Origin of the sequence: Streptosporangium album (assembly GCF_014203795.1) — a bacterium.
GTDB lineage: Bacteria > Actinomycetota > Actinomycetes > Streptosporangiales > Streptosporangiaceae > Streptosporangium > Streptosporangium album.
In genome coordinates this window covers 580,723-603,069 of sequence record NZ_JACHJU010000002.1, presented here as the reverse complement: position 1 = coordinate 603,069, position 22,347 = coordinate 580,723, and the positions used below count along the sequence as shown (strand labels likewise).

23 protein-coding genes are annotated in these 22,347 nt (G+C 70.8%); 9 read left to right on the top strand and 14 right to left on the bottom strand.

Annotation, left to right across the window (positions count from 1 at the left end; genetic code table 11):
* Positions 1-90 precede the first annotated feature (90 nt).
* Complete coding sequence (locus tag FHR32_RS26515) at positions 91-303, top strand: MBL fold metallo-hydrolase (RefSeq protein ID WP_221466220.1); 213 nt, start codon at positions 91-93, stop codon at positions 301-303.
* 160 nt (positions 304-463) lie between these two features.
* Here FHR32_RS26515 and FHR32_RS26510 read toward each other — a convergent pair whose 3' ends face one another.
* Both FHR32_RS26510 and FHR32_RS26505 read right to left on the bottom strand, forming a co-directional pair.
* Positions 464-1,300 (bottom strand): nitrilase-related carbon-nitrogen hydrolase, encoded by an 837-nt coding sequence (locus FHR32_RS26510; protein ID WP_184757266.1) that lies wholly within the window; start codon positions 1,298-1,300, stop codon positions 464-466.
* Positions 1,297-2,760: a purine-cytosine permease family protein gene (locus tag FHR32_RS26505; RefSeq protein ID WP_184757265.1), complete on the bottom strand. Its 1,464-nt coding sequence runs from the start codon at positions 2,758-2,760 to the stop codon at positions 1,297-1,299. The genes FHR32_RS26510 and FHR32_RS26505 overlap by 4 nt, the downstream gene beginning before the upstream one ends.
* Positions 2,761-2,872: 112 nt before the next feature.
* Here FHR32_RS26505 and FHR32_RS26500 point away from each other — a divergent pair, with 112 nt between their 5' ends.
* Positions 2,873-4,378, top strand: a complete 1,506-nt coding sequence (locus FHR32_RS26500; protein ID WP_184757264.1) for a PucR family transcriptional regulator — start codon at positions 2,873-2,875, stop codon at positions 4,376-4,378.
* A gap of 160 nt (positions 4,379-4,538) precedes the next feature.
* On the opposite strand, the gene FHR32_RS26495 is transcribed toward FHR32_RS26500, so the two are convergent.
* Positions 4,539-4,736: a hypothetical protein gene (locus FHR32_RS26495; protein ID WP_184757263.1), complete on the bottom strand. Its 198-nt coding sequence runs from the start codon at positions 4,734-4,736 to the stop codon at positions 4,539-4,541.
* The gene (locus FHR32_RS26490; protein WP_184757262.1) at positions 4,733-4,966 is read right to left on the bottom strand and encodes an ATP-binding cassette domain-containing protein; all 234 of its coding nucleotides are present in this window, start codon (positions 4,964-4,966) and stop codon (positions 4,733-4,735) included. The genes FHR32_RS26495 and FHR32_RS26490 overlap by 4 nt, the downstream gene beginning before the upstream one ends.
* A 378-nt stretch (positions 4,967-5,344) precedes the next feature.
* On the opposite strand from FHR32_RS26490, the gene FHR32_RS26485 reads away from it, so the two are divergent.
* From FHR32_RS26485 to FHR32_RS26475, 3 genes are all read left to right on the top strand, one after another.
* Positions 5,345-6,190, top strand: coding sequence for a class I SAM-dependent methyltransferase (locus FHR32_RS26485; protein WP_184757261.1), 846 nt, complete (start codon positions 5,345-5,347; stop codon positions 6,188-6,190).
* Positions 6,191-6,220: 30 nt separating this feature from the next.
* Positions 6,221-6,859, top strand: coding sequence for a TetR/AcrR family transcriptional regulator (locus FHR32_RS26480; protein ID WP_184757260.1), 639 nt, complete (start codon positions 6,221-6,223; stop codon positions 6,857-6,859).
* Positions 6,860-7,241: 382 nt separating this feature from the next.
* Entirely contained in the window at positions 7,242-7,661 is a 420-nt protein-coding gene (locus FHR32_RS26475; RefSeq protein WP_184757259.1) for a hypothetical protein, read from the top strand.
* 124 nt (positions 7,662-7,785) lie between these two features.
* Here the strand turns inward: FHR32_RS26475 and FHR32_RS26470 are convergent, their stop codons facing one another.
* The 6 genes from FHR32_RS26470 to FHR32_RS26445 all read right to left on the bottom strand — a co-directional run bounded on the left by FHR32_RS26470 (position 7,786) and on the right by FHR32_RS26445 (position 14,972).
* On the bottom strand, positions 7,786-9,321 hold the full coding sequence (locus FHR32_RS26470; protein ID WP_184757258.1) for a serine/threonine-protein kinase: 1,536 nt from the start codon (positions 9,319-9,321) through the stop codon (positions 7,786-7,788).
* Positions 9,318-10,943 carry a zinc ribbon domain-containing protein gene (locus tag FHR32_RS26465; RefSeq protein WP_184757257.1) on the bottom strand — a complete coding sequence of 542 codons (1,626 nt, stop codon included), beginning with the start codon at positions 10,941-10,943 and terminating at the stop codon, positions 9,318-9,320. The genes FHR32_RS26470 and FHR32_RS26465 overlap by 4 nt, the downstream gene beginning before the upstream one ends.
* A gap of 271 nt (positions 10,944-11,214) precedes the next feature.
* Complete coding sequence (locus tag FHR32_RS26460; RefSeq protein WP_184757256.1) at positions 11,215-11,892, bottom strand: adenosylcobinamide amidohydrolase; 678 nt, start codon at positions 11,890-11,892, stop codon at positions 11,215-11,217.
* Positions 11,893-11,983: 91 nt separating this feature from the next.
* The gene (locus FHR32_RS26455) at positions 11,984-12,757 is read right to left on the bottom strand and encodes an ABC transporter ATP-binding protein (protein ID WP_184757255.1); all 774 of its coding nucleotides are present in this window, start codon (positions 12,755-12,757) and stop codon (positions 11,984-11,986) included.
* Positions 12,758-12,824: 67 nt separating this feature from the next.
* Positions 12,825-13,790 (bottom strand): FecCD family ABC transporter permease, encoded by a 966-nt coding sequence (locus FHR32_RS26450; protein WP_184757838.1) that lies wholly within the window; start codon positions 13,788-13,790, stop codon positions 12,825-12,827.
* A gap of 222 nt (positions 13,791-14,012) precedes the next feature.
* Entirely contained in the window at positions 14,013-14,972 is a 960-nt protein-coding gene (locus FHR32_RS26445; protein WP_184757254.1) for an ABC transporter substrate-binding protein, read from the bottom strand.
* Between the two features lie 266 nt (positions 14,973-15,238).
* On the opposite strand from FHR32_RS26445, the gene FHR32_RS26440 reads away from it, so the two are divergent.
* The gene (locus tag FHR32_RS26440) at positions 15,239-15,604 is read left to right on the top strand and encodes a hypothetical protein (RefSeq protein ID WP_184757253.1); all 366 of its coding nucleotides are present in this window, start codon (positions 15,239-15,241) and stop codon (positions 15,602-15,604) included.
* A 65-nt stretch (positions 15,605-15,669) separates the two neighbouring features.
* On the opposite strand, the gene FHR32_RS26435 is transcribed toward FHR32_RS26440, so the two are convergent.
* Positions 15,670-16,524 carry a Gfo/Idh/MocA family protein gene (locus FHR32_RS26435; RefSeq protein WP_184757252.1) on the bottom strand — a complete coding sequence of 285 codons (855 nt, stop codon included), beginning with the start codon at positions 16,522-16,524 and terminating at the stop codon, positions 15,670-15,672.
* Between the two features lie 166 nt (positions 16,525-16,690).
* On the opposite strand from FHR32_RS26435, the gene FHR32_RS26430 reads away from it, so the two are divergent.
* A complete protein-coding gene (locus FHR32_RS26430; RefSeq protein WP_184757251.1) occupies positions 16,691-17,272 on the top strand; it encodes a histidine phosphatase family protein in 582 nt (193 codons plus the stop codon).
* A gap of 200 nt (positions 17,273-17,472) precedes the next feature.
* Here FHR32_RS26430 and FHR32_RS26425 read toward each other — a convergent pair whose 3' ends face one another.
* The 3 genes from FHR32_RS26425 to FHR32_RS26415 form a co-directional block, all read right to left on the bottom strand.
* Positions 17,473-17,730, bottom strand: a complete 258-nt coding sequence (locus tag FHR32_RS26425; protein WP_246467434.1) for a hypothetical protein — start codon at positions 17,728-17,730, stop codon at positions 17,473-17,475.
* A 140-nt stretch (positions 17,731-17,870) separates the two neighbouring features.
* The gene (locus FHR32_RS26420) at positions 17,871-18,107 is read right to left on the bottom strand and encodes a DUF397 domain-containing protein (protein WP_184757249.1); all 237 of its coding nucleotides are present in this window, start codon (positions 18,105-18,107) and stop codon (positions 17,871-17,873) included.
* The gene (locus tag FHR32_RS26415) at positions 18,108-18,968 is read right to left on the bottom strand and encodes a Sco1979 family transcriptional regulator (protein WP_376773407.1); all 861 of its coding nucleotides are present in this window, start codon (positions 18,966-18,968) and stop codon (positions 18,108-18,110) included.
* 306 nt (positions 18,969-19,274) lie between these two features.
* On the opposite strand from FHR32_RS26415, the gene FHR32_RS26410 reads away from it, so the two are divergent.
* On the top strand, positions 19,275-19,667 hold the full coding sequence (locus FHR32_RS26410; protein WP_184757247.1) for an ATP-binding protein: 393 nt from the start codon (positions 19,275-19,277) through the stop codon (positions 19,665-19,667).
* A gap of 272 nt (positions 19,668-19,939) precedes the next feature.
* On the top strand, positions 19,940-22,333 hold the full coding sequence (locus FHR32_RS26405; RefSeq protein WP_184757246.1) for a helicase-associated domain-containing protein: 2,394 nt from the start codon (positions 19,940-19,942) through the stop codon (positions 22,331-22,333).
* Positions 22,334-22,347 lie beyond the last annotated feature (14 nt).

Sequence of the window (22,347 nt, the reverse complement as noted above, 5' to 3'; positions counted from 1 at the left end):
AACCGGACCCGCCGACACCGGCCCCCGCCAGTCGGCGGGCATCCACACCCGCACGCTCGCACCAGCGACGATCGGTGTCCGCACCTGGTGATGGCACACCGCCTTGAGGCCCCCGTCATCCGCGGCGAGGTCCCCGGGCCGCCGCCCGTCTTCACCGACGCGCCCGACTGGGAACGCGACTTCTACGAGAACAAGCCCGCCCTGCCCTCGGCCCCGCCCGTGCGGGTGGACCGCGAGCTCGAAGACGGCGATGTGATCGACTTCGGCGGCGGGGCGCGCGTGGTCGGTCACCCCAGACCTTGACGCCGTCCTCCGGGGCCGCGCGGGACATGCCGGCGAGGGTCTCGGGTGTCTCCGGCCTAGATCGCCGTGGCGCCACGAGATCCACAAAACACGCCTTAGGACCCCGGCAGCGTGGAGATCCGTGGCTGCGGGCGCACCGGCGGGCGATGGGCCTGCGGGGCTAGACGATCGACCGGTACAGCTCCGGCCGCCGGTCGGCGTGCACGTCGTTGTGCTCGCTGATGCGTTTGTTGCGGGCGTCGCCGAGCCGGCACTCGGCGATCAGCAGGCCCTCGTCGTAGCGGGGGCGGGGACCGGCGAGGGGGAAGCCGTCGGCGTCGGTGATGACCGAGCCGCCGACCCAGGCCACTCCGCGCTCGGGTCCGGTCCGGTCGCAGGCGGCGACGAACATGCGGTTCACCGCGGCGCTCGCCTGTGCCCGCACCACCTCGGCGGGGCGCTCCCCCTCGGGACGCGGGGACAGCGGCCAGTTCGTGGGGACGCAGAGCAGGTCGGCGCCGCGGAGTGCCACGGTGCGGACCCACTCGGGGAACTCCAGGTCGTAGCAGACCAGGGCGCCGATCCGGCCGACCGGCGTTTCGATGACCGGCGGCAGCTCGTCACCGGGGGTGAAGACGGTCTTCTCCCTGTCCCACAGGTGCGCCTTGCGGTACACGGCCCGCACGCCGCTCTCGTCGACGAGGACGGCGGAGTTGCGCACCAGTCCGTCCTCGTCGCGCTCACACAGCCCGCCCACCATGATGAGGCCGTTCCGCCGTGCGCAGGCGGCCCAGCCCTCGACGGTGGGACCGTCCAGGGGCTCGGCGAGTTCCGCCGCCTCCGCCGGGTCGCGGAACACGTATCCGCTGTTGGCCAGTTCGGGCAGGACCACGACCCGGGCGCCGGCTGCCGCGGCGCGCTCGACGGCCCGCAGGCCGGCGGCGCGGTTGGCGTCCGGGTCCCCCACGGCGAGGGTGATCTGGCAGCAGGCGACCGAGGTCGGCGGCATCTGGATCATCCCGCCGCCACCGGCGCCGTGGACGGGTCGTGGGCCCCCTCCAGCTCGCGGTCACTGGCGGCGACCGCCGCCTCCTCGGCCCTCAGGTCGATCCCGCGTGTGAGCGCGAAGTACAGCACGCCCGACACCAGCAGGCCCACCGCGAAGGAGATGTCGGCGCCGTCCAGTGCGGCGGCCACGGGGCCGGTGTAGAAGGAGGTGGAGAAGAAGGGGACCATCGCGACCATGCCCACAAGGTAGGCGGCCAGGCCGCGCCAGGACCAGAGCCCGTAGATGCCGCTCGGATCGAAGATGGCGGTGATGGCGTAGTGTCCCCGTCGCACGAAGTAGAAGTCGACGAGGTTGACCGCGGTCCACGGGATCAGGAAGTACAGCATGAGCAGCAGGAAGACGTTCAGGCTGCCGAGATAGTCGGCCGGCAGGAGCAGCGCCACCACGAGGACCACGGCCTGGATCGCCACGACGCCGATCACCCGGATCCCGATGGTGGGCCGCACCGCGCGGAAGGCGTCCACCATGCTGGCGGAGGTGAGCATCCCGCCGTACGCGTTGACGGCCATGACGCTGATCAGCGCCAGTGCCGAGACGACCACGGCGAAGGTGCCGAAGCCGGGCACGATGGCGTTCCCGACCTGCTGGATTCCGGCGATCGCGTCCGGCTTCGGCATCGCCGAGGCCAGCAGGGCGCCCAGCGACATGAGCCAGACGGCGGAGCCCGCGGCGCCGGCGTAGGTCCACCAGATCACCTTCTTGACCGGCACATCCTTGGGCAGGTAGCGGGAGTAGTCGGACACGTAGACCGCGTAGCTGATCTGGTAACCGGCGGCGGCGGAGAACACCAGAAGGAACGACGTCCAGGAGAAACCGGAGCCCGGGGCCGCCGCGGGCACGTCCAGCTGGGTCATCGCCCCGACCGTGAGGACACCGAACACCGCGATGAGCAGGTAGGTGAGCCAGCGCTGCACCCTGTGCAGCAGGTCGTGCCCGATCACGGCCAGCACGATCGCGAGACCGATGAGGAGCGGGTACCACAGGCCGATGCCGCCGGGCAGGATGGTCTGCATCCCCTGCGTGGCCAGCACGACGTTGAAGACGTTGAACCCCACGTAGACGAAGACCACGGCGGCGAACGGGACGATCGCCCCGCGGAGGCCGAACTGGGCCCGCGACTGGATCATCTGCGGTAGGCCCATCCGTGGTCCCTGGTTGGCGTGGAAGGCCATGAAGAAGGTGCCGAAACACGCCCCGAGCACGACGGCCAGCACCGACCAGCCGAGGCTGAGCCCGACGGTGGGGCCGAGGAAGCCGGTCACCATCGTGGTCAGCACGAAGTTGCCGGTGAACCAGAACGGCCCCTGGTGCCAGACCTTGCCATGCCTCTCACTCGCCGGCACGTAGTCGATGGAACGCACCTCGATGGCACGCAGGCCGGACGCGGGCTTTGGGCGGTCGCTGTTCATGGGTCTTCCTCGAAGCATCGCGGCGAGCTGATGCAGTGAACGTATGTGGTTGAAATAAAAACCAGCATGGCAAAAATGTCGATTATGTCCGAATCTAGTGGACACTGTGTCCATGCCGTTCCATCTCGCCGACCTGGTCACGATCCCTGAGCTTCATCTGTCGGTGGTCGCCGGGTCGGATCGCCTGGACCGCCCGGTCGAAGCCGCCCATACGTCCGAACTCGTCCGGCCGGGCGAGTGGTTGCGGGGCGGAGAGCTGCTCATGACCATCGGGGTGCTGCTGCCGATGGACCTCGCCTCATGCCGGGCCTACGTGCGCGACGTCACCGACGGCGGGGCCTGCGGCCTGGCGCTCGGGCTCGGTCACGGCCTGCCGTACCAGCATGCGCCGGCGCCGCTGGTCACGGCCGCCGAGGAGGCCGGGCTGCCCCTGCTGACCGTGCCCGACGAGATTCCCTTCATCGCTGTCACCAAGGCGGTCTTCGCCGCGCGGGCGGCCGAGCAGCGCCGCGAGCTGGAGCGCGCGTTCGAGACCCAGCGGAGGCTGACGACCGCCGCGGCCTCGGGCCGCGGGCTCTCGCCCATCCTGAAAGCGTGGACGGAGGCCACCGGGCTCGGCGTCGCGGTGACGGACCCTCTCGGACGGCTGATCGCCGCCGCCGGTCGGGGTACGGCCGACCTGCTCGACTCCGGCACGGACCTGGTCCAGCAGGTCGCCGCCCGGGGCATGCGCGGCAGCGGGATCAGCATCGTGGGCGGCACCCACGCGGAGGTACAGCCACTCGGCGCCCAGAGGCTGCGCGGGCTGCTCATCCTGAACGGTTCGATGGCACCGACGACGCGGCTGCTGTCCTCGGGGCTGGTCTCGCTGCTCTCACTCGAACTCGAACGGCGTCACCTGGCCGAAGAGCCCGAGCGCAGGCGCCGGTCCGCGCTTCTGGAGCGGCTGCTGGACGCGACCTCGGCCGGACAGGCCCGAGACGTGCTGGGGGCGGCCGGGCTGACCGCCGACACCGTACGCGGCCTCGTGGTCGAGCCCGCCAGCGAGGCCGCGGAGGTGGCGGCGGACCTGGCACTCGCCGCGCCGGGCGGGCTGGCCCGGATCTCGGCGGGGGCCGTCGAGCTCGTCGTCGGCGGCGACCTCGACGTGCAGGAGCTTCTCGATCGGTTCGCTCCAGGCTGCCCAGCGGGTATCGGGTCCCTCGTCCCGCCGGGTTCGGCGGTGTCGTCGATCCGGCAGGCCAGAAATCTGCTGGAGGTGAGCAGGCTGACCGGGCGGCCGGCGGAGGCGCAGGTGAGCGGGTCGAGCCGGCTGCTGCTGGGACTGGGCGACCGCCGGGCGCTGCGGGGCTACGCCGACGCCGTGCTCGGGGCGCTCGACGGCGCCGACCCCGCCGGCAACCTGGTGACGACCCTGGCCACCTGGCTGGACACCGGCGGTTCCTGGGACGAGACCAGCCGGCTGCTCAACGTGCACCGCCACACCGTGCGCAACCGGATCGACAAGGCGATGCGGATCACCGGCCGCCGCCTCGACGACGCCAACGACCGGTTCGACCTCTGGCTGGCCACCCGATCCCGCCAGGCCTCGCGGGACGCGACCCACTCCACCGGCTAGCCGATGGACCGCTGCCGGCTCACTCATGACGCACATGCGCCAATTGCGACGGTGACCGTGGTGCTCCCCGGTTCTCATGTCTGCTGGATGTCCGGATCCTTCCGTCCGGCCGGGGCGGGGGCCAGGGTGATGCCGAGAAGGGCACGGGCGGGCTTGTGCCTCATGTCAGTACCGGCACCGCGACCAGCATCGCGAACAGAGAGGCGGCCACGGCCATGATCTTGCTGCTGTGCGTGTCGAGGAGTTTGCGGGTCTCGACCGCCGGCAGCCGGTGGAATGGGATCGAGGTCCGGGTCCGATGGCCGTCCATGGACTTCGCGTCGCCGCTCCTGGTCGCGGGGACGTTGACATCGGTCATGCCGCACTCCGATCGGTGTCGGCGGTCAGTTCGAGGAAGGTCTGTTCGAGGCTCTGGCCCTGGTTGAGCTCGTCGACGGTGCCCTGGACGAGGAGACGGCCGCGGCCGATCATCACGATGTGGCCGGCGACCCGCTCCACCTCGTGCAGCAGGTGCGAGCTGATTAGCACCGAGCAATCCGAGTCGGCCAGGCCCCGGAGCAGCCCGCGCATCCAGTTGAACTCGATCATTGGTCCAGTCCATCGGATGCGCGGCCGCCGGTCATCGGCCCCGGGGCGAGGGCCGCAGGTCCAGGTCCGTCGCCCCGGACATGGACCTGGGTCGATCTGGATGTCGACCCAGGTCGCCAAAGCCACGGTCCGGCGGTCCATGGGCCGGGGCGAGACAGGCGGCCCTCTGCCGCCCGGGAGAACGCGGAGCCCCGTCCGGGAGCCGTCACATCCGGCCGGCGGCCGACCGCCGCCGGTGTCGTGCCCTGTTGACATCCCTCGGCCCCTCACCCCAATATGAACACACATTCATGAACGACTGTTCATAATGGATCGCAGAGTCATCGGGGCCGTCGAGATCATCCGGCGGCACCCGGAGACGGCCACGGGAGGAAAGAGATGCAGTCCGTCGTCAACACCCACCAGTCCGAGGCCTGGAACGGCTACGAGGGCAACCACTGGGCCGATCACCAGGACCGCTACGACGCCGTGAACAGCGGGTTCAACGACCACCTCATCGGGGCGGCCGCCATCGGCGAGCATGATCGCGTGCTCGACGTCGGGTGCGGCAACGGACAGGTGACCCGGCTGGCAGCCCGGCGGGCACGGCTCGGGCACGCCACCGGAGTCGACCTGTCGGCGCCGATGCTGCGGCGGGCGGGAGCCACCGCGGCCGGCGAGGGGGTCGCCAACGTGACCTTCGAGCGGGGCGACGCCCAGGTCCACCCCTTCCCGGACGGCGGTTTCGACGTGGCCGTCAGCCGGTTCGGGATCATGTTCTTCGCCGACCCGGTCGCCGCGTTCGCCAACATCGGCCGCGCGCTGCGGCCGGGGGGACGCCTGGCCTTCCTGTCGCTGCGGGATATGGGAGACAACGACCTCGGCCCCGTCTTCGCCGCGATGGCGCGGCACCTCCCGGCCAGGCCCGCCTCCACCGAACCCGGCGCCGCCGGGCCGGAGTCACTGGCCGATCCGGCGCGCATCCAGGAGGTGCTCACCGGCGCGGGATTCGAGAAGGTGACCTCGACGGCCGTCGACGCCCCCCAGGTGTGGGGCCGGGACGCCGAGGACGCGGGGGATTTCCTCGGCGCGTGGGGACCTGTCCGTTTCATGCTCGACCAGGTCGACGAGGCCGCCGCCGCCCGGGCCCGTGACGCGCTCACCGCGGCGCTCCGTCCCTACGAGGAGGGCGACGCCGTACGGCTGCGCGGCGCCGCCTGGCTGGTCACCGCCGTCCACCCCTGACCACCTGGTCACCGCCTACGATGCGATGTGATGTCACCGAGAAAAGCAGCGGTCCTGCGTGACGGCGGCGGCCAGAGCCTGCGCGAGCACCTGGTCGCCGCCGCCGAACGCCTCATATCCCGGCGGGGCACCGCCGGGCTCACCGTGCGTGACATCGCCCGTGAGGCCCAGGTCGCCGACGGGGTGCTCTACAACCACTTCGCGGGCAAGGAAGAGCTCATCGCGCTCGCCCTGCAGGCCCACGTCCAGACCGTCCAGCGCCGGTTGGGCGAGCTGCCCGCGGAGGCGGGCAGCGGCACCGTCGAGGCCAACCTGCGCACCTACGTCGCCTACGGCCTGGCGCTGCACACCGCGATCCTGCCCGCCTTCGCCGGGCTGCTGTCCCAGCCGGAGGTCCTCAGCCTGCTGACCGACATGCCCGACCCCGTCGGGAAGGGACGCGGGCTGAAGGCGGAGCTGACCGCATACCTCCGTGCCGAGCAGGACCTCGGCCGCCTCGCCCGGCACGCCCGCGCCGAGGCCGCCGCCACGATGGTCGTCGGAGCCTGCCACGAGCTGGTCCTGCCCCACCTGTTCCGAGGTTCCGCCCCGGCCTCCCTGGAGGTCCCGCCCGGTTTCGTGGACGACCTGGTGGCCACCGTCATGAACGGCATCGCCCCGTCCCCCTGACCACCGGGCCACGGCTCCGTCGGACGCCTCCGCACCCAACAGCCCCGGAGAGCGGAGCCCTCAAGAGTGCCGCCCGTCAGTGACCACCTGGCTGGACGCGATGCGGGCGCTCCGGGTCCGGACGGCTCTTGGCGATCAACGGGTCTGAAGACGCCCAAGTGATCGTCGGGCTCCCGCCGGCAGACCGCCACGGATTTTCCGGTACGAATGCGACAGGATCCCGTCCTGCGGGGGCGCCGTCATCCTCGACCCCGGCACCTGGGGTGACGATCGCGAAGCCGTCAGCTACGGCGTCAACCCCGCCCTGGCCCAGGCCGAGTCGGCCCTGTACCACTGGGCCTACCTGCTGATGGCCCTGGTCGCCCTCGCCCTCCTGCACGTGATGCGCCGCCGCGTGGTGCTCTTCGGCCACATCGTGGGCCCGCTGACCGCTCTCGGCTACATCAACCTGTCGGGGCTGCTCATGATCGACCCGGTGGAGCGGCGGCTCGGACAGCACAACAGCCCCGAGAAGACCGCCCGGATCCTTGAGGAGATGCTGAACCTGCCCGGCGTCACCTTCGGTTTCCAGATGCCGTGGATCTTCTTCGCCCTCTTCGGCCTGCCCATCCTGCTGATCGGCGTCTGGCGCTCCGGGTTCGCGCACTGGTGGGTCCCGCTCGCCGGCGGCGTCGTACTCGGTCGCGACGGTGAACGCCTCCAGCAGGCCGATGGCGATGATCCCGCATCCGACGATGCACATCGATTTTCGGCAGGGTGCGGAAGTGCCGCGTCAATGGCACGGTGTGAAAAAACTGGGTGAACGGCACCGCACGGAGACGTCGAACGGGGGGAAGGGGCACCGCCATGCCGGGAGCCTAAACACTTGTATCGACCTTGCCCATAGGACAAACACCCCAGCAAACCGATTGCAAGTGGACGACAAGTCACGACGTCTGGAACGACACGCTCCGTACGAACCGGTTGGCGAGCGCGTCGTCACATGTGCTGGGCGCACAGAAGTAGATCATGAGGGCGGGCTTGTCCGCCCGCTCCACCGCCCAGCCTGTGAAGTCGAGCCGGCCACCGCGCTGCGGGTCCGTGATCGACCCCTCCAGCCGTACGGCGGGCTTCCCGCCCACGCGCACCTGCACCACCTCGGAGTAGACGTTGACCGTACCGGGCAGCGAGGACTGCAGGGTCTCCTGGAGCTGCTGGGCGCCGCTGCGGGGGTCGAGGGTGTCCAGGGTCTGCGCGTAGACGCCGGTGGCCTCCTCCGGCGTGTTCTTGATGATCTCGTTGACGGCCGCCCAGTCAGCGGTGACGGGTGTGCCGAACAGCGTGTCGAACTCCCCCACCTTCGGCGAGGCCACCACGAACACGTCCGCGTGCGGGCGCAAAGTCCAGTCACCGGGACGCTCGAAGGCGATCGGCACGGCGGCGGAGCCCTCGTAGGCCACCCAGGCGTCACTTCCCCGCATGACCGTCGCGAGCACCACCACCAGCGCGATGATCACCGCGATCGCCGCTCCCGCGCCGATGAGAATGCCCCGGCCACCGGACCCGGGCTCCTTCCGCCTCTTCTTCTCCGCCCGCACCGTCGGAGGGCTCTGGACGAGTTGGTAGGGCTGGCCGCTGATCGCATCCCGGAGTTCGGCGACGAACTGCGTGCACGTGTCGTACCGCTGCTCGGGCGACTTGGCCAGCGCCCGCATCATGACCCCGTCGACCTCCAGCGGGAGCTCTGGCCGGAGCGTGCTGAGCGGGGTGGGCGTCTCGGCCAGATGGGCCCAGAGCAGCGCGATCTCGTTGTCCCGCTGAAACGGCAGCCTCCCGGCCAGCGCCTCGTAGACCACGCAGGCCAGGCCGTACTGGTCGCAGCGGCCGTCGATGTGCTCCTTGTTGATCTGCTCGGGAGACATGTAGCGGGGGGTGCCGATGAACTGGTCGGTCTGGGTCAGCCCGGAGATCGAGGTGCGGTGCTTGGTGATGCCGAAGTCGGTGAGATAGGCGTGGTCACCCTCGGTGTGGCCGGCGATCAGGATGTTGGCGGGCTTGACGTCCCGGTGGATCAGGTCGTGCGCGTGCGCGGTGTCCAGAGCGGCGGCCACCTGGGCGAAGATCCTGTTGACCTGGCTGATCGGCATCGGCCCCCGGTCGTAGAAGAGGCGGCGCAGGTCGGGACCGTCGACGTAACGCATCGCGATGTAGAGCGTGCCGTCGGCGGCCGAGTCGGCCTCGTAGATCGGGATGATGTTGGGGTGGTCCATGCTCGCGACCGTCCGCGACTCCAGGACGAAGCGCTGACGGAAACGGTCGTCCTCTCCCAGCAGCGGATTGAGGATCTTCAGCGCCACCCGGCGGTTGAGCCGGGGGTCCACCGCGAGGTAGACCACGGCCATGCCGCCCTTACCGATGATGTCCTCGATGTAGTAACCGGCCACCTCCTGCCCGATCAGGGCCCGCTCGTTCACGGCCGTCACGTCTCCGAGGGATGGCCGCAGTAGCCGCAGAAGCGGTGGACCGGGCCCAGCCGCATCCCGCAGGCGGTGCAGTACTTCTGGGCGGCCGGATCCGCCGACCTGGCGCCGGTCCCCGGAGCGGTCGGGTCCGCCGGCTTGGCGCCGGGATCTCGCGCGACCAGTACGGGCTGGCCCGGCGAGGTGGAGGACACCTTGGGCAGGGCGGGGAACGACCGGCCGACCACGACGGTCGGGGAGGCCCCCTCGTCACGCAGCGGGCGCCGCAGCGGGGGCGGCGGTCCCGGGACCGGCGGGGGGGTGTCTCCTCCGGGCCTGGTGCCCCCGGTCGAGCTCTCACCGGGGCGGGTGGCCGCGGACGGGCCTGCCGCGGGCTCCGGCGAGGACCTGCGCCTCCAGAGCAGCAGCGCGGCGGTCACGACGGCCGCCACCAGCACCCCGCCGACGGCCAGGAACATCCAGAGCGGCGGCCCGCCGCCGCCGTCGACGGCGGCGTCCGCCTTCTTGGCCCCCTCGTCCTCGGCGGTTCCACGCTTCTGCTGGGACGTCTTCAGATGCGCCGCCGCCACGGTGTGCCCGGGATACAGGTCCAGGACGTGCTGGAAGGCGGGCACGGCGTCGCCGTAGTACTTGGTGTGGAAGCGGGTCAGCGCCTGCTCGAAGGCCGCGTCGATCGGGCCGCGCCGGGGCGCGACCTTCGCCTCGGCCAGCGCCTTGGTGATCTCCCGGACCCCGATCATCCGGCCGTCCTTGCCGCCACCGACCAGCAGCCCGACGACCTCGCCCTTCTTGTCCTCGATCACCGGACCGCCGAGCAGCCCCCTGTCGACGAGGGCGCCCAGCTTCTCCGGCTCGTTGACCTTGTTCTGCGGGTCCCTGAACTGCCGACCGTTCTCACCCGCGCCTCCCGCGCGCAGGTGCGCGATGTCCACGGTCTCGGGCAGGTTGACGGCGGGCCGTCCGGTGAATCCGGCGACCGCCACCGGCGAGGCGTCCTTGTCGGGCACCGCGGCCGCGAGCGGCGCCGTGGGCAGGCCCGCGCCGCCGTCCGCGCGGCCGACGGGCACCAGCACCGCGGGCCCGTCGGGGCTGGAGTCGGCGCGGACGATCTCGGCCTTGAACCCCTCCTTGTCGGGAGGGGAGATGTTGGGGAAGACACGGATCTCGGTGGTCACGTCGAAGATGCAGGTCGCCGTGGGCTGCTTGGGCGGGTAGCACTCCTGCAGGTGATGGTTGAGCTGGTCGTTCTTGACCGTGTGCCGCTCGAAGTCGTCGGGGATCTTGACCTTGTAGTGCTCGGCGAAGACCTTGTTGGCGGCGTAGACCTCGATGTCCTTGCCGGACTTGACCACCCGGGTGAGGGTGACCATGCCGCCCTCGGGGTTGATCACGGTCCCGGTGCCGCTGCCGATCGGCACCTTGTAGCTCCGCTCCACGTGGATCAGCTCACCGATGTGGTCCAGCAGGGTGATGTCGACGTGCGCCTCCGCCTCGATCCGGACCACTGCGGGGGTGACCAGATCGGTGATCCCGCTGGGATGCTCGTGCGCCAGGGCGGGAGACATCGCGGCGACCGCCAGCACAAGGCCGCCGAAGATCGTCAGAGCCGAGCCGAATCGCCTCATCGCCACTCCATAAAGGGGAATAAGGACCAGCGTGGCAACCGTAGTGCAGAAGTCAATAGAACAATGGCCAGACAAACGATTCTCGGGGAGAGAGCCCGCGCTTCCTCAGCCAGTGGACAACCCGACTATGTTCACAAATGCCAAATCCATCTACAAAAAGGACGGATCGACCGCACAAATGGGGAACCGGTCCGGTCAGCCGTCCGCCTGGTAGTCGGCTCTGTCGTCGCCATCGCGATCACCTGCTCATCGCCGGGAGTCTCGCGCTCGTTCACATGCTACTTCCCATGATTTCTTGACTCAAAGTAGCCGGCACATCACGGCCCGCCCATCCGTGGGCGCCTCGCCGTACGGCGTCGTGGACGGCGCGGGCGACGCGGGCACCCCAGACCGACCGGGGTCCGCCGAACAGCTCCTCGGGGCCGTCGTCGCGTACGGCCACGCAGACCGCGTCGGAGGCCGTGCCCGTACAGGGGAAGCCGGCCTCCAGCAGCGCCTGGGTCTTGGCCTCGGTCACCGTCATGACCGCGTTGACCAGCGCGGCGTCACTCATCGCGACCGGTACGGCGACGATGATGTTGACCGTGCCGGGGAGATGGATGGGTGCGAGCTCGGGGTCGGGGACGCCGTCGGGGGCGGCGGCCCAGGTGGGGACGCGCAGCCCGACGGTCGCCACCGCCTCCACTCCCCCGTCGGCCGCCCGGGTGAACCGGTCGACCGAGGCCGCGGTCAGCATGCCGACGCCCGGCCCCGGCGGGGCCATCTCCAGCAGGTGGTCCACCGGGTCCATCCGCGCGTAACCGCCGGCCACCTGGGCGTTGAGCACCCATTCCACCGGACCGATGCCGCCGCCGACCATCGCCGAGGAGATCGCCCGCCAGCCGGGCCCGAACTCCCACAGCAACGAGGCCAGCCGGGCCCCGTCCTCCTGGCGGTGGCGCAGTTTCACGGGGGCTCCACTCGGGTCTTGGCCTGGGCCGGCGCACTCCGGTCCCACGGATGCTCCGCTCACGTCTCGGCCGGGGCGACGCGTTCCGGCCTCATGGGCGTTCCAGATGGACCTCGGGCCTGCCGCCGGCGCCGGTACCGACGCGGACGCGGGCGTCGAAGTGCTCGCCGATCAGTTTCTCCGTCAGCACCTCGGCCGGGGCGCCCGAGGCCGCCACCCTGCCTCCGGCGACCAGCATCATCGAGTCGGCGTACTGGCCGGCGAGGCTCAGGTCGTGCAGGGTCGTGACCACGGTCAGCCCGTCGGCCAGGCGGAGCCGGTCGAGGAGCTCCAGGACCTGCTGCTGGTGCCCCAGGTCCAGGGCGGTGGTGGGCTCGTCGAGCAGGAGCACGGGGGCCTGCTGGACCAGCGCCCTGGCGAGCACGACGCGCTGGCGCTCACCCCCGGACAGGTGGCCGAGGGCGCGGGAGGCGAACGACGCCAGGTCGAGCCGGTCCAGCACCGACGCGGTCACCTCGCGGTCGCGGCGGCTCTCCCTGCCCAGATAGGAGATGTACGGCGTGCGGCCCAGCAGGGCGTAGTCGAACACGGTCATGTCGACGGGGAGCGCCGGCGCCTGCGGGGCGTAGGCGAGCAGCCGGGCCCGGTCCCTGGGCCGGAGCCGGCGGGCGGGCCTGCCGTCGATGAGCACCTCACCGGAGCACGGCAGTACCCCGGCGAGCGCTCTGAGCAGCGTGGACTTGCCCGCGCCGTTGGCTCCGATGACGGCCAGCCAGTCACCGCCGCGTACCTGGAAGTCGACGCCGGACAGCACGGTCCGCGTCTCCAGGACGACGGTGAGGTCGCGCACCTCGACGTGGCTCACGTGATCCCCCCGTCCTGCGGGCCTGAACCCGCGCGGGCGTGTGCGCCGCGCCGTGCGGCCGGCCCGCTCATGTCTCCACCCGCCTGGTCATGCGGAGCACCGCGACGAAGAACGGCGCGCCGAAGAAGGCGGTGACGACGCCGATGGGCAGCTCGGCCGGGGCCAGCGCGGTCCGGGCGATCAGGTCGGCGAGGACCAGGAAGGCGGCGCCGCCGATCAGCGAGAGCGGGAGCACGACCCGATAGGACCCCCCGGCCAGGCGGCGGACCACGTGGGGGACGACGATGCCGACGAAGCCGATCAGCCCGCTGACCGCGACGGCCGCCGCGGTGGCCAGGGAGGCGGCGAGCAGCACGGCCAGCCTGACCCGGGCGACGTTCAGGCCGAGGCTGACCGCCTCGTCGTCGCCGACCGAGAGCACGTCGAGCAGCCTGCCGTGGAGCAGCATGACCACCACCGAGACCACGGCGTACGGCGCGACCAGTGCGACCTGGTCCCAGCCGCCGCCGACGTCGCCGAGGATCCAGGCGTAGACGCGCTGGAGCTCCTCCACCCTGAGCTGCTGCAGGAAGGTCTGGACGGAGGTGAGGAAGGACGAGACCGCCACGCCGGCGAGGACCAGTGTGGCGGTGCCGCCGCCCCGGCCGGCGACGTTGCCCAGGGCGTAGGCGAGCAGGACGCCGCCGATGGCCCCCGCGAACGCGGCGACCGGGATGAGGAGGGCGTCGTTGTCGCCCTTCATGAAAACGATCGCCGTCGTGGTCGTGAGGCCGGCGCCCGCGGCGGCTCCCAGTAGGTAGGGATCGGCCAGCGGGTTGCGGAACACCCCCTGGTAGCCGGCGCCCGCGGTGGCCAGCAACCCGCCGACGATCGCGGCGAGCAGGACCCTGGGCAGCCGGAGTTCCAGCAGCAGGCCCTGCTCGACCGGCGCCAGCCCGGAGTCGGCCGAGACGAACGGCAGCCAGTCGAGCAGTTGCAGCGCCACCTTCTCCGGGGCGATGTCCGCCGCGCCGATCATCAGGGCGGCGAGCATGGCGGCCAGCAGGAAGGCCGGCGCCAGCAGCCATGCCGACCGCCGGGGACCGGCGGCCGGCCGCGGCGGGACGCCGGCCGCCTTCGCGTCACGTCCCGCCGTCCCGGCCTGCAGGGAGCCCGCGCCGTGCTCCGCCGCGGGGGCGTCCGGGGAAGGGGGGTCTGCTGCCCCGGCGGTCCCGGCCGGGCGGGCGGCTCCGGCCGGGCGGGAGAGATCGGCCATCTAGTCGGTCGCGGCCTTCTGGACGGCGTCGCCGACCTGCTTGGCGAGGTCCACGATGCGCGGCCCCCACCGGGAGGCGATGTCGTCGTCGAGGCCGATGACCTGGTCGTTCTTGACGGCGGAGAGCCTGGACCAGCCGGGGCGCTTGGCGAGGGCGTCCCTGGACTGGGCGCAGCACTTGGTGTCGGCCAGGAAGATGAGGTCCGGGTCGGCCTGGGCGACGAACTCGGCGGAGAGCTTGGGGTAACCGCCGGCCGCGTCGGGGGCCTTGTCGGCGACGTTGGTCAGGCCGAACAGGCCGTAGATCTGGCCGATGAAGGTGGTGGACGTGGCCGAGTAGGGCGTGGTGTCCAGCTCGTGGTAGTAGGTGAGCTTCTTGTCCTTGGGCGCGGCCGCGGCGAGCGCGTCGATCTGCTTCCGCATCCCGGCCACGACCTCGTCGGCCTTGTCCTCGTTGCCGGTGGCCGCGCCGAGGTCGGCGATCTGGTCGTAGGCCTCGTCGAGCTTGGTGGCCGCGGGCTCCAGCAGCACCGGGACGTTGACCTTGGTCAGCTTGGCCACGACGTTGTCGATGTCGTTGGAGAGCACCACCAGGTCGGGCTTCTGGGCGATGATCGCCTCCGCGTTCGGTTTGAAGCTCGACAGGTCGCTCTTCGGCGCCTCCGCCGGGTAGTTCGACTGGTCGTCCACCGCGACGACCAGGGGGCCGGCTCCGATCGCGAACAGGTTCTCGGTGGCGGTGGGCGACAGCGAGATGATCCGCTCGGGCCTCTTGGCGAGGGCCACCGACCCGTTGCCCGCCTCGACGGTGACCGGGAAGCCCGCGGCGGCCGGGGAGGCGGGAGAGGCCGGGGATGCGGTGGCCGCGGCGGGGGTGGCGGGGGCAGGACTCTGACCGCATCCGGCCAGGGTCAGTGCGCCGAGGAACGCGCCGGCGAGAGTGGTACGTACGGGCCTCAAGCGAGGTCCTTTCAGTTGCCGGAACCGAGAGACCCGCAAAAGGGACGGATCACCCTTTTCCACGAGGGTTGACGGCGTCGACGGCAGCGGAAGGCGACCTGGCTCGATCCGTGAGGACCATGACAGTTGCGGGACAGCGCCGGACTCACACCGGACTTCGCTACGCGCTGCGCGTGGGACAAACGTTACCAAGTGTGCCGGATACTCCGGTGCCGCGGGCTCCTGCCCCGCCCTCCCGCACCGGAGACCGGCGACACTCATGCCGGGTGCGACATGGCAGCCGGCCGGTCCGCCTCCCGGATGCCGTACGCGCCGAGTCCCTCTTCAAGCATGCCGAAGCCCTGTTCCGCGTTGGCGAGCGCGTCAGGATGGACGGCGTCGGCGGACTCCCCCTCAAGGAGACGCCGCAGGTTCTCCGTCACGAGCGCGTTGCGGACGCCCATGATCTGCGCGGCCGCGAGCCGGGCGGTGACCTCCACGGCCTCGACCGCGTCGCCTGGCTGGTCGCGGCGTTCACCCTGGGGGCGACGGCGATGCTGCCGCTCTACGGCCGACTCTGCGACGTATTGGGCGCCAAGCAGGTCTACCTCGCGGCGATCCCCACCGCGGAGCAGACGAACATCCGCCGGTAGTCACCGGACGGCCGGGATGCCGGCGACGGCCGTTGCGGCCCTCGTGCCCGGCGCGGGGCCACCCGCTAACCGAGTTGGTCCTCCGCAGCGGAGATGATCTCCTGGAGGCGGAGGCCGTGAGCGGCGTCGAGCGGGTGACCACCGCCCCGGCGCACGGTCTGGGCGAACTCGGAGAGCATGACGGCGAAGGCGTCGGAGCCGATCTGGTCACCGTCGATGACCTCCCGGCCCAGCCGGCCGTAGACCTCCACCCTGGAGGGCGGCGTCTCGCCCGGCACGCTCATGCAGAGCGAGGCCTCGCTCACCGCGCCGGTCTCGTGTTCCAGCAGCAGCCCGGCCCATCCCAGCGTGTTGCCGTGGGCGCGGACCCCGGTGACACGGCCGAGCGCGGCGTCCAGCATGTCGATCATGTGTGGGCCGACGTCGAGGATCGCTCCGCGCTCCAGCCGCCACGGGCTGGCGAAGTCACCGCCGAGCAGCGCCCCGGAGATGTTGGCCGCGTATCCCCCGAACGGTTCGAGGGCCGAAACCCGTGCCAGGAAGGACCGTGTGGCGGCCGAGTAGCGCCAGGTGAGCACCATCTGCGAGGCCACGCCCGCCTCGGCGACCGCCTCGGCCAGCCGCCGCGCCCCGTTCAGGTCCGCGGCGAGCGGCTTCTCCAGCAGCAGGGCCTTGCCCGCCTTGGCGGCGAGCACCCCGATCTCGGCCTGTACGGCGGGCGGTACCGAGAACGCGACCGCCTCGCAGTTGTCGAACAGTTCCTCGACGCGTTCGAAGACCGGGACGCCGAATCTCGAGGCCGCCTCGGGGCGCCGCGCCCACACGCCTGCCAGCCGGGTATGGGGTCCGGCGGCCAGCATCGGCGCGTGCACCTTCTCCGCCCAGGGCCCTGCGCCCACCAAACCCACAGATATCGTCACTGGCCCAGTTTCTCACGCCCCTGTGCTCCGATCACGGCCTCGGGGCGGTGCACGATGACCATGCCGGCCCTCCCCACGAGCACGATCCGGACGTCTCCCCGGTCGCCGAAGATTTCGCGGGGCGCTGACCGGCCACCGCAGACCGTACCGGCATGATGGGGACATCATGAACGAGATGATTCTGCTGCGGCACGGCGAGACCGAATGGAGCAGGGACGGGCGTCATACCGGGCGCACCGACCTGCCGCTCACCGGCAAGGGTGAGAACCAGGCATGGGCGCTCGCCCCACTGGTCAAGGGCCGGACCTTCGACCTGGCTCTTGTCAGCCCCGCGCTACGCGCCCAACGGACGGCCGAACTCGCCGGGCTCACGACCTACGACACGGATCCCGACCTGTGGGAATGGGACTACGGCGGTTACGAGGGCATCACCACGCCGGACATCCGCCGGACACGTCCCGACTGGTATCTGTGGCGCGACGGGGTCATCCCCGGCGACGCCGAGCACCCCGGCGAGAGCGTGGAGGAGGTCGGCGCCCGCGCCGACCGGCTGATCGCCCGGGCCCGTACGGTCGACGGCGACGTGGCCCTGGTCGCCCACGGGCACTTTCTCCGGGTGCTGTGCGCCCGCTGGCTCGGCCTGCCCGCGCGGGACGGCCGCTTCTTCCGCCTGGACACGGGCACCTACTCCCGGCTCGGCTTCGAGCACGGCGAGCCCGTCGTCCTCACCTGGAACGCTCCCGTCTGACCCGGACGGCTCCGGCCGGAGCGACCCCGGCCGGAGCGGGTCCGGCCGGAACAGCTCTGGTCGGGACCAGCCTGGTCGGAGCAGGCGGAGTGCCGGGTGCGGTGGGTGACCGTACCCGGCGCCGGTTACATGGCGTCAGCCGTCGCCATCATCGTGAAAGCCGATCCCCAGGTCGACGGCCACCACGCCCTTCCTTACCGTCAAGCGGCCGCGGCGTGCGGCTGCGGGCCCCGCCCGGTCAGCCATTCCAGGACCTTGCGATGACCGTGACAGGCGTCTTCGAAATGCCCCCAGCGCCAGTAACGAGGCTGGTCACGGACCCCGGTGACCCACGTCCGGTAGGAAACCGTGGTGGCCTCCCCCTCGTGCGCGGCCACCGAGGCGACACCGTAGGTGCGGATCACGACACGGCCACCGGGCGCGAACAGTACGTCGTCGGCCACGGGATACAGGGTCATCTGGTCAAGCATGGTCTGGGCCCCCAATTTCTCCGCCCCATTGTCCCTCTGAGAACACAGACTCTGCCCGACCTGCTTACTTCTTGCGTTACATCACCGACGCACCAGGGTTACGAGGTGAGCCGGATGTAAAAACAGTGTTACACCGTCAGGCTGTCAAACTCGCCATCCTTCACCCCGAGCACCAGCGCACGGATCTCGTCGCGGGTGTAGATCAGGGCTGGGCCGTCGGGAAAACGGGAGTTACGGACCGCGATGCTGCCATCTGAAAGTTCGGCGAGCTCCACGCAGTTTCCCTGTGAGTTGCTGTAGCGGCTCTTGCGCCAACTGGCTCCCGCCAGGTCCGTGGCGGGCATGCCGTTGTAAGTCTGCTCCATTTAGATCTCTCTGAGAAGGTCGCCGAGGATCTCGGCGGTGCCCCCGGGCGTGGTGCTTTCCACGCACAGCTGCTCCATAGCCGTGAGGTATGGATCGACGTCCTCACGTTTGTCCAGGTAGAGGGCACCCCAGAGCTGCTCGACATAAACGACGTCCGACAGGTCGGACTCGGGAAAACGCAAGATGCTGAACGCGCCACCCTCGGCCGCGTGCATACCGAATCGGAAGGGCATCACCTGGAGGGTGATGTTGGGCAACGTGGCCACCTCCAGCAGGTGCTGGAGCTGTTCACGCATGATCTCCTTACCTCCGATGGGCCGCCTCAGGGCCGCCTCGTCGATGACCGCCCACAACCGCGGGCCGTTCCTCTTCGTCAGGCGATCCTGTCGCTGCATTCGCATATGCACACGACGGTCGATCTCCGCCTCCGGTGCGTCCGGATAGCCCAGTCGCATCACCGTGCGCGCGTAGGCGGACGTCTGCAGCAGGCCGGGGACGAACTGCACCTCGTAGGTGCGGATCACGTCCGCCGACTCCTCCAGCCCCACATAGGTGGTGAACCAGTTCGGCAACAGGTCACCGAACTTGTGCCACCAGCCGGGGGTGTTCGCCTCGCGGACCATCTCCAGCAGGCCGCGCCGTTCGGCGTCGTCGAGCACGCCGTATAGGGTGAGCAGGTCTTCCACGTCCCGTGTCTTGAAACCCACACGGCCGAGCTCCATTCGGCTGATCTTGGACTCGGAGGCGCGGATGTGGAATCCGGCCGCCTCACGGGCGAGCCCCTTCTCCTCACGCAGGCGACGCAGGCTTGCGCCGAGCATGATGCGCCGAACAGTGGAACCGGTACCGGGCGGGTCCATGGACACGTGTGCTCCTTGCTCGCTTCCCTGACCGACAGTCTGTCACTTCACGGCCCAAGATTCCTTAGCCGCGAACAAGGTCCCCTTTCCGTACGGATTGCCGAATCTGGGGTAACCGTAGCGCTTGCACATCCCTTATGCACGTGCATTCGCTCTTGCACCTGCACGCGAGTTTGCACCATGATGACCGGTGTGCAGTCCGCCCAAACCGCGCCCCCCCGAACGTCATGGACAGCGCTCGACTGGTGGCCCCCAGTCGGCTGGTGGCCAGACGCGGCGCGTGACCTCCTGTCCGGATCTCCGGCCATGGCCAGCGCCACCTTCGTGCTCCCCCCACAGGCCGAGTCCGTCCACTCGGCCCGCAGCTTCGCGACGGGCACCCTCACCGGGTGGAAGCTCACCGAGCTGAGCGAGAACATGGAGCTGGTCGTCTCGGAGCTGGCCACCAACGCCTTCAGGCACGGCCTGCGGCTGGCCGAATCACGCGCCAGGGAACCGATCAGGCTCTCCCTGATCCGCCGGAACCGCCTCGTCGCCTGCGCGCTCAACGATCCCGGGGCGGGCCTTCCCGCGCTCCGCGACCCGTCGCCGCTGGACATCGGTGGCCTCGGCCTGCACATCGTCGAATCGCTCAGCCTCCGCTGGGGCTGGGCGCCGCTGGCTCCCTACGGCAAAATCGTCTGGGCCGTCCTCCGGTAAAGATCCATGAGCAGCCCTCAGCGGGCCTCTCCCTCCATCAGAAGACCTTCCCGTGAAGGCGCCGCCTCTTCCCCTCATCTGGCGCCGATCGGTCCCGGGCCCGCCGAGCCTCCCCCGCCGGCGGTCCCGGGATCGGTCAAGAATGCGGGAGAACACCCCCGGAACGCATTGCATTCTGCGCGGTACATGCCGTCGGGGATGCCCTCTGCATTACCGTGGATTCCTATGGCTCACGGAGAGTCCCCGCGCGAGATTCCTGAGAGAGCTGCGAGATGGACGATCACCTGCTCGGCTGGTTGAAAACCCTCGACGAAGAACGGCTCACCCACGTGCTGGCGAACCGGCCGGACGCCATCGCCCCGCCGTGGCCGCGCCGCCTGGACACCCTGGCGCAGCGGCTGGGCAACGGGTTCGCCCTGATGTCCGTCATGCGCGGGCTGCCGCTCCCGTGCCTGGAGGTCGCGCAGGCCGCCCTGTCCCTGGGCGCCCGGGTCGACCTGGAGGCACTGGCCCGGTTCATGGGCGTGCCGGAGGCCGACGTGGCCCCCTGGATCGACCGGCTGTTCGACCATGCCCTGGCCTGGCCGGACGACGAGGGGCGGATCCACATCGCCGACGGGGTCTCCCGCTGGTGGACGGCCCCCTGCGGACTCGGCGAGCCGCTCTCGCACTACCTGAACTCCTGGGCGGTCAGCGCCGACGCCCTCCGCGCGCTCGCCAGGGCGCTGGGCCTGCCCCACGGCCCCAAAAGGCGGATGGTCATCAGGGTCACCGAGGTGCTCTCCGATCCCCGGCGGGTGACCGCCATGGTCGAACGGGCTCCGGAGGGCACGGAGCGGCTGCTGGACGAGTTCGCCTGGGACGGCCCGATCCGCGATGTGGACGGCGGCCGGTTCGTCATACCGGGCACGCCGGAGAAGTGGGTCGCCGATCACGGTCTGCTCTTCCGGCCGAGCTGGAACGTGGCCGAGATGCCCCGGGAGGTGGCGCTCGCGCTGCGCGGTCCCGGCTACCACCCCCCGTTCACCCCCTGCCCGCCCGAGCTCGCGACCGTGCCGGTGGACCCCGAGACAGTCGACCACCTGATGACGCTGGCCGCCCCGCACGTGGTCGAACGCTGCGCCGCGATGCTGGAGAACACCGCCAAGGTCCCGCTGCCGCTGCTGAAGGCGGGCGGGGTCGGTGTGCGCGAGGTCCGCCGGCTGGCCAAGGACACCGGCTGCGACGAGGACGAGACCCGGCTCCTGCTGGAGATCTGCGCGGTGGCCCGGCTGCTGGCCTGGGACGAGCCGACCGGCGGGCTGGTGCCCACCGAGAAGTTCGACCGCTGGCGGCTGGACGACGCGGCGGCCAGGCTGCGGGTGCTGCTGGCGGCGTGGTGGCGGATGGAACGCTCGTCGCTCCGCAGGATCGGCGGCAAATACGGCACGGTGCTCGGCGACGACCCCGCCGGGGCCGCGGTCGGCCGGGCCCGGCGGGCGGTGCTCGGCGTGCTGGCCCGCCTGCCCGCCAGTACGGCATGCACGGACCAGGCCGGATTGGTCAGATCCGCGCACTGGCACGCCCCGCTGCTGGAGCAGTCGCTCTTGGCCGAGTGCGCCCCCGCCGTACTCGAAGAGGCCCGGATGCTCGGGCTCGTCGCCTACGACACGATCACCGACCTGGGCCGCGCGCTGGCCGCCCTGGACACCTGGGCGGGCGACGAGAACGACGACTCCACCCCGGTCGTGGAGCACGACCCGCTACTGATGGAGTGCTCCACCCGCGCACTGGCCAGCGTACGGCGGAGCGCCCTGTTCGGCGCCGACCTCACCGCCGTGGTGACCGGGCCGCCCTCCACCGAGCTGGCCGAGCTGCTGGACCGGACCGCCGAACGCGAGTCACGCGGCGCGGCCTCGGTATGGCGCTTCACCCCGGCGAGCGTGCGCCGGGCGATGGACGCGGGCTACGGCGCCGACGCCCTCCTGGCCGACCTCGCCGAGGTGGGAACGGTGCCGCAGCCTCTCGACTATCTGGTGCGTGACGTGGCCAGGCGGCACGGCGAGGTCACCGTGACCACGGTCGCCTGTATCGTGCAGGCCTCCGACCCGGTGCTGCTGGCCGAGATCGCCGGGCACCGGCGGCTGGGCAGACTGGGCCTGCGCCTGCTGGCGCCGACCGTGCTGGCCAGCTCGGTGCCCGCCGACAAGACCCTCGCCGCCCTCCGGGAGAACGGCTACGCCCCGGTGCCGATCGAGGACACCGGGGAGATCACCATCCGCCGCGCCCGGATCGAGGAGCCGCAGAACGGGCGGCTGATCCTGCTGCCCGGCGGCCGGGTGGCCGAGCTGGAGCAGTCGTACCCGCTGCTGGAGCCGCCTCCCGACCCGCACGAGCACGCCCGGCGGCTGCTCACCGCCGAGAACGACGTCACCCGGCACCAGGGCAGGACGTGGGCGGTCATCGGCCGCATGGCCTCCCGGCTGCCGACCGCCCAGCAGTCGCTGCTCGGCTTCGTGGTGGACCGGGGGGTGCGGGCGGCGATCACGCTGACCGACGGCCTGACCGCCACCATCAGCCACGGCGAGCTGCGCAGCGGCGTGCTCGACGCGTGGTGCGAGGAGGCCGGCGATTACCTGGAGTTCCCGCTGGCCGACATCGTCGAGGTCCGCGGCACCTACGCCTGACCTCGCAGGACTCC

What these genes read in the sequence shown, in the direction of transcription:
- FHR32_RS26510 (WP_184757266.1), bottom strand. Translation starts at nt 1,300, where the DNA reads ATGATCCAGATGCCGCCGACCTCGGTCGCCTGCTGCCAGATCACCCTC.
- FHR32_RS26480 (WP_184757260.1), top strand. Translation starts at nt 6,221, where the DNA reads ATGTCACCGAGAAAAGCAGCGGTCCTGCGTGACGGCGGCGGCCAGAGC.
- FHR32_RS26515 (WP_221466220.1), top strand. Translation starts at nt 91, where the DNA reads ATGGCACACCGCCTTGAGGCCCCCGTCATCCGCGGCGAGGTCCCCGGG.
- FHR32_RS26405 (WP_184757246.1), top strand. Translation starts at nt 19,940, where the DNA reads ATGGACGATCACCTGCTCGGCTGGTTGAAAACCCTCGACGAAGAACGG.
- FHR32_RS26465 (WP_184757257.1), bottom strand. Translation starts at nt 10,943, where the DNA reads ATGAGGCGATTCGGCTCGGCTCTGACGATCTTCGGCGGCCTTGTGCTG.
- FHR32_RS26410 (WP_184757247.1), top strand. Translation starts at nt 19,275, where the DNA reads ATGGCCAGCGCCACCTTCGTGCTCCCCCCACAGGCCGAGTCCGTCCAC.
- FHR32_RS26430 (WP_184757251.1), top strand. Translation starts at nt 16,691, where the DNA reads ATGAACGAGATGATTCTGCTGCGGCACGGCGAGACCGAATGGAGCAGG.
- FHR32_RS26505 (WP_184757265.1), bottom strand. Translation starts at nt 2,760, where the DNA reads ATGAACAGCGACCGCCCAAAGCCCGCGTCCGGCCTGCGTGCCATCGAG.
- FHR32_RS26450 (WP_184757838.1), bottom strand. Translation starts at nt 13,790, where the DNA reads ATGCTCGCCGCCCTGATGATCGGCGCGGCGGACATCGCCCCGGAGAAG.
- FHR32_RS26495 (WP_184757263.1), bottom strand. Translation starts at nt 4,736, where the DNA reads ATGACCGATGTCAACGTCCCCGCGACCAGGAGCGGCGACGCGAAGTCC.
- FHR32_RS26475 (WP_184757259.1), top strand. Translation starts at nt 7,242, where the DNA reads ATGCGCCGCCGCGTGGTGCTCTTCGGCCACATCGTGGGCCCGCTGACC.
- FHR32_RS26490 (WP_184757262.1), bottom strand. Translation starts at nt 4,966, where the DNA reads ATGATCGAGTTCAACTGGATGCGCGGGCTGCTCCGGGGCCTGGCCGAC.
- FHR32_RS26485 (WP_184757261.1), top strand. Translation starts at nt 5,345, where the DNA reads ATGCAGTCCGTCGTCAACACCCACCAGTCCGAGGCCTGGAACGGCTAC.
- FHR32_RS26500 (WP_184757264.1), top strand. Translation starts at nt 2,873, where the DNA reads ATGCCGTTCCATCTCGCCGACCTGGTCACGATCCCTGAGCTTCATCTG.
- FHR32_RS26425 (WP_246467434.1), bottom strand. Translation starts at nt 17,730, where the DNA reads ATGACCCTGTATCCCGTGGCCGACGACGTACTGTTCGCGCCCGGTGGC.
- FHR32_RS26420 (WP_184757249.1), bottom strand. Translation starts at nt 18,107, where the DNA reads ATGGAGCAGACTTACAACGGCATGCCCGCCACGGACCTGGCGGGAGCC.
- FHR32_RS26415 (WP_376773407.1), bottom strand. Translation starts at nt 18,968, where the DNA reads ATGGACCCGCCCGGTACCGGTTCCACTGTTCGGCGCATCATGCTCGGC.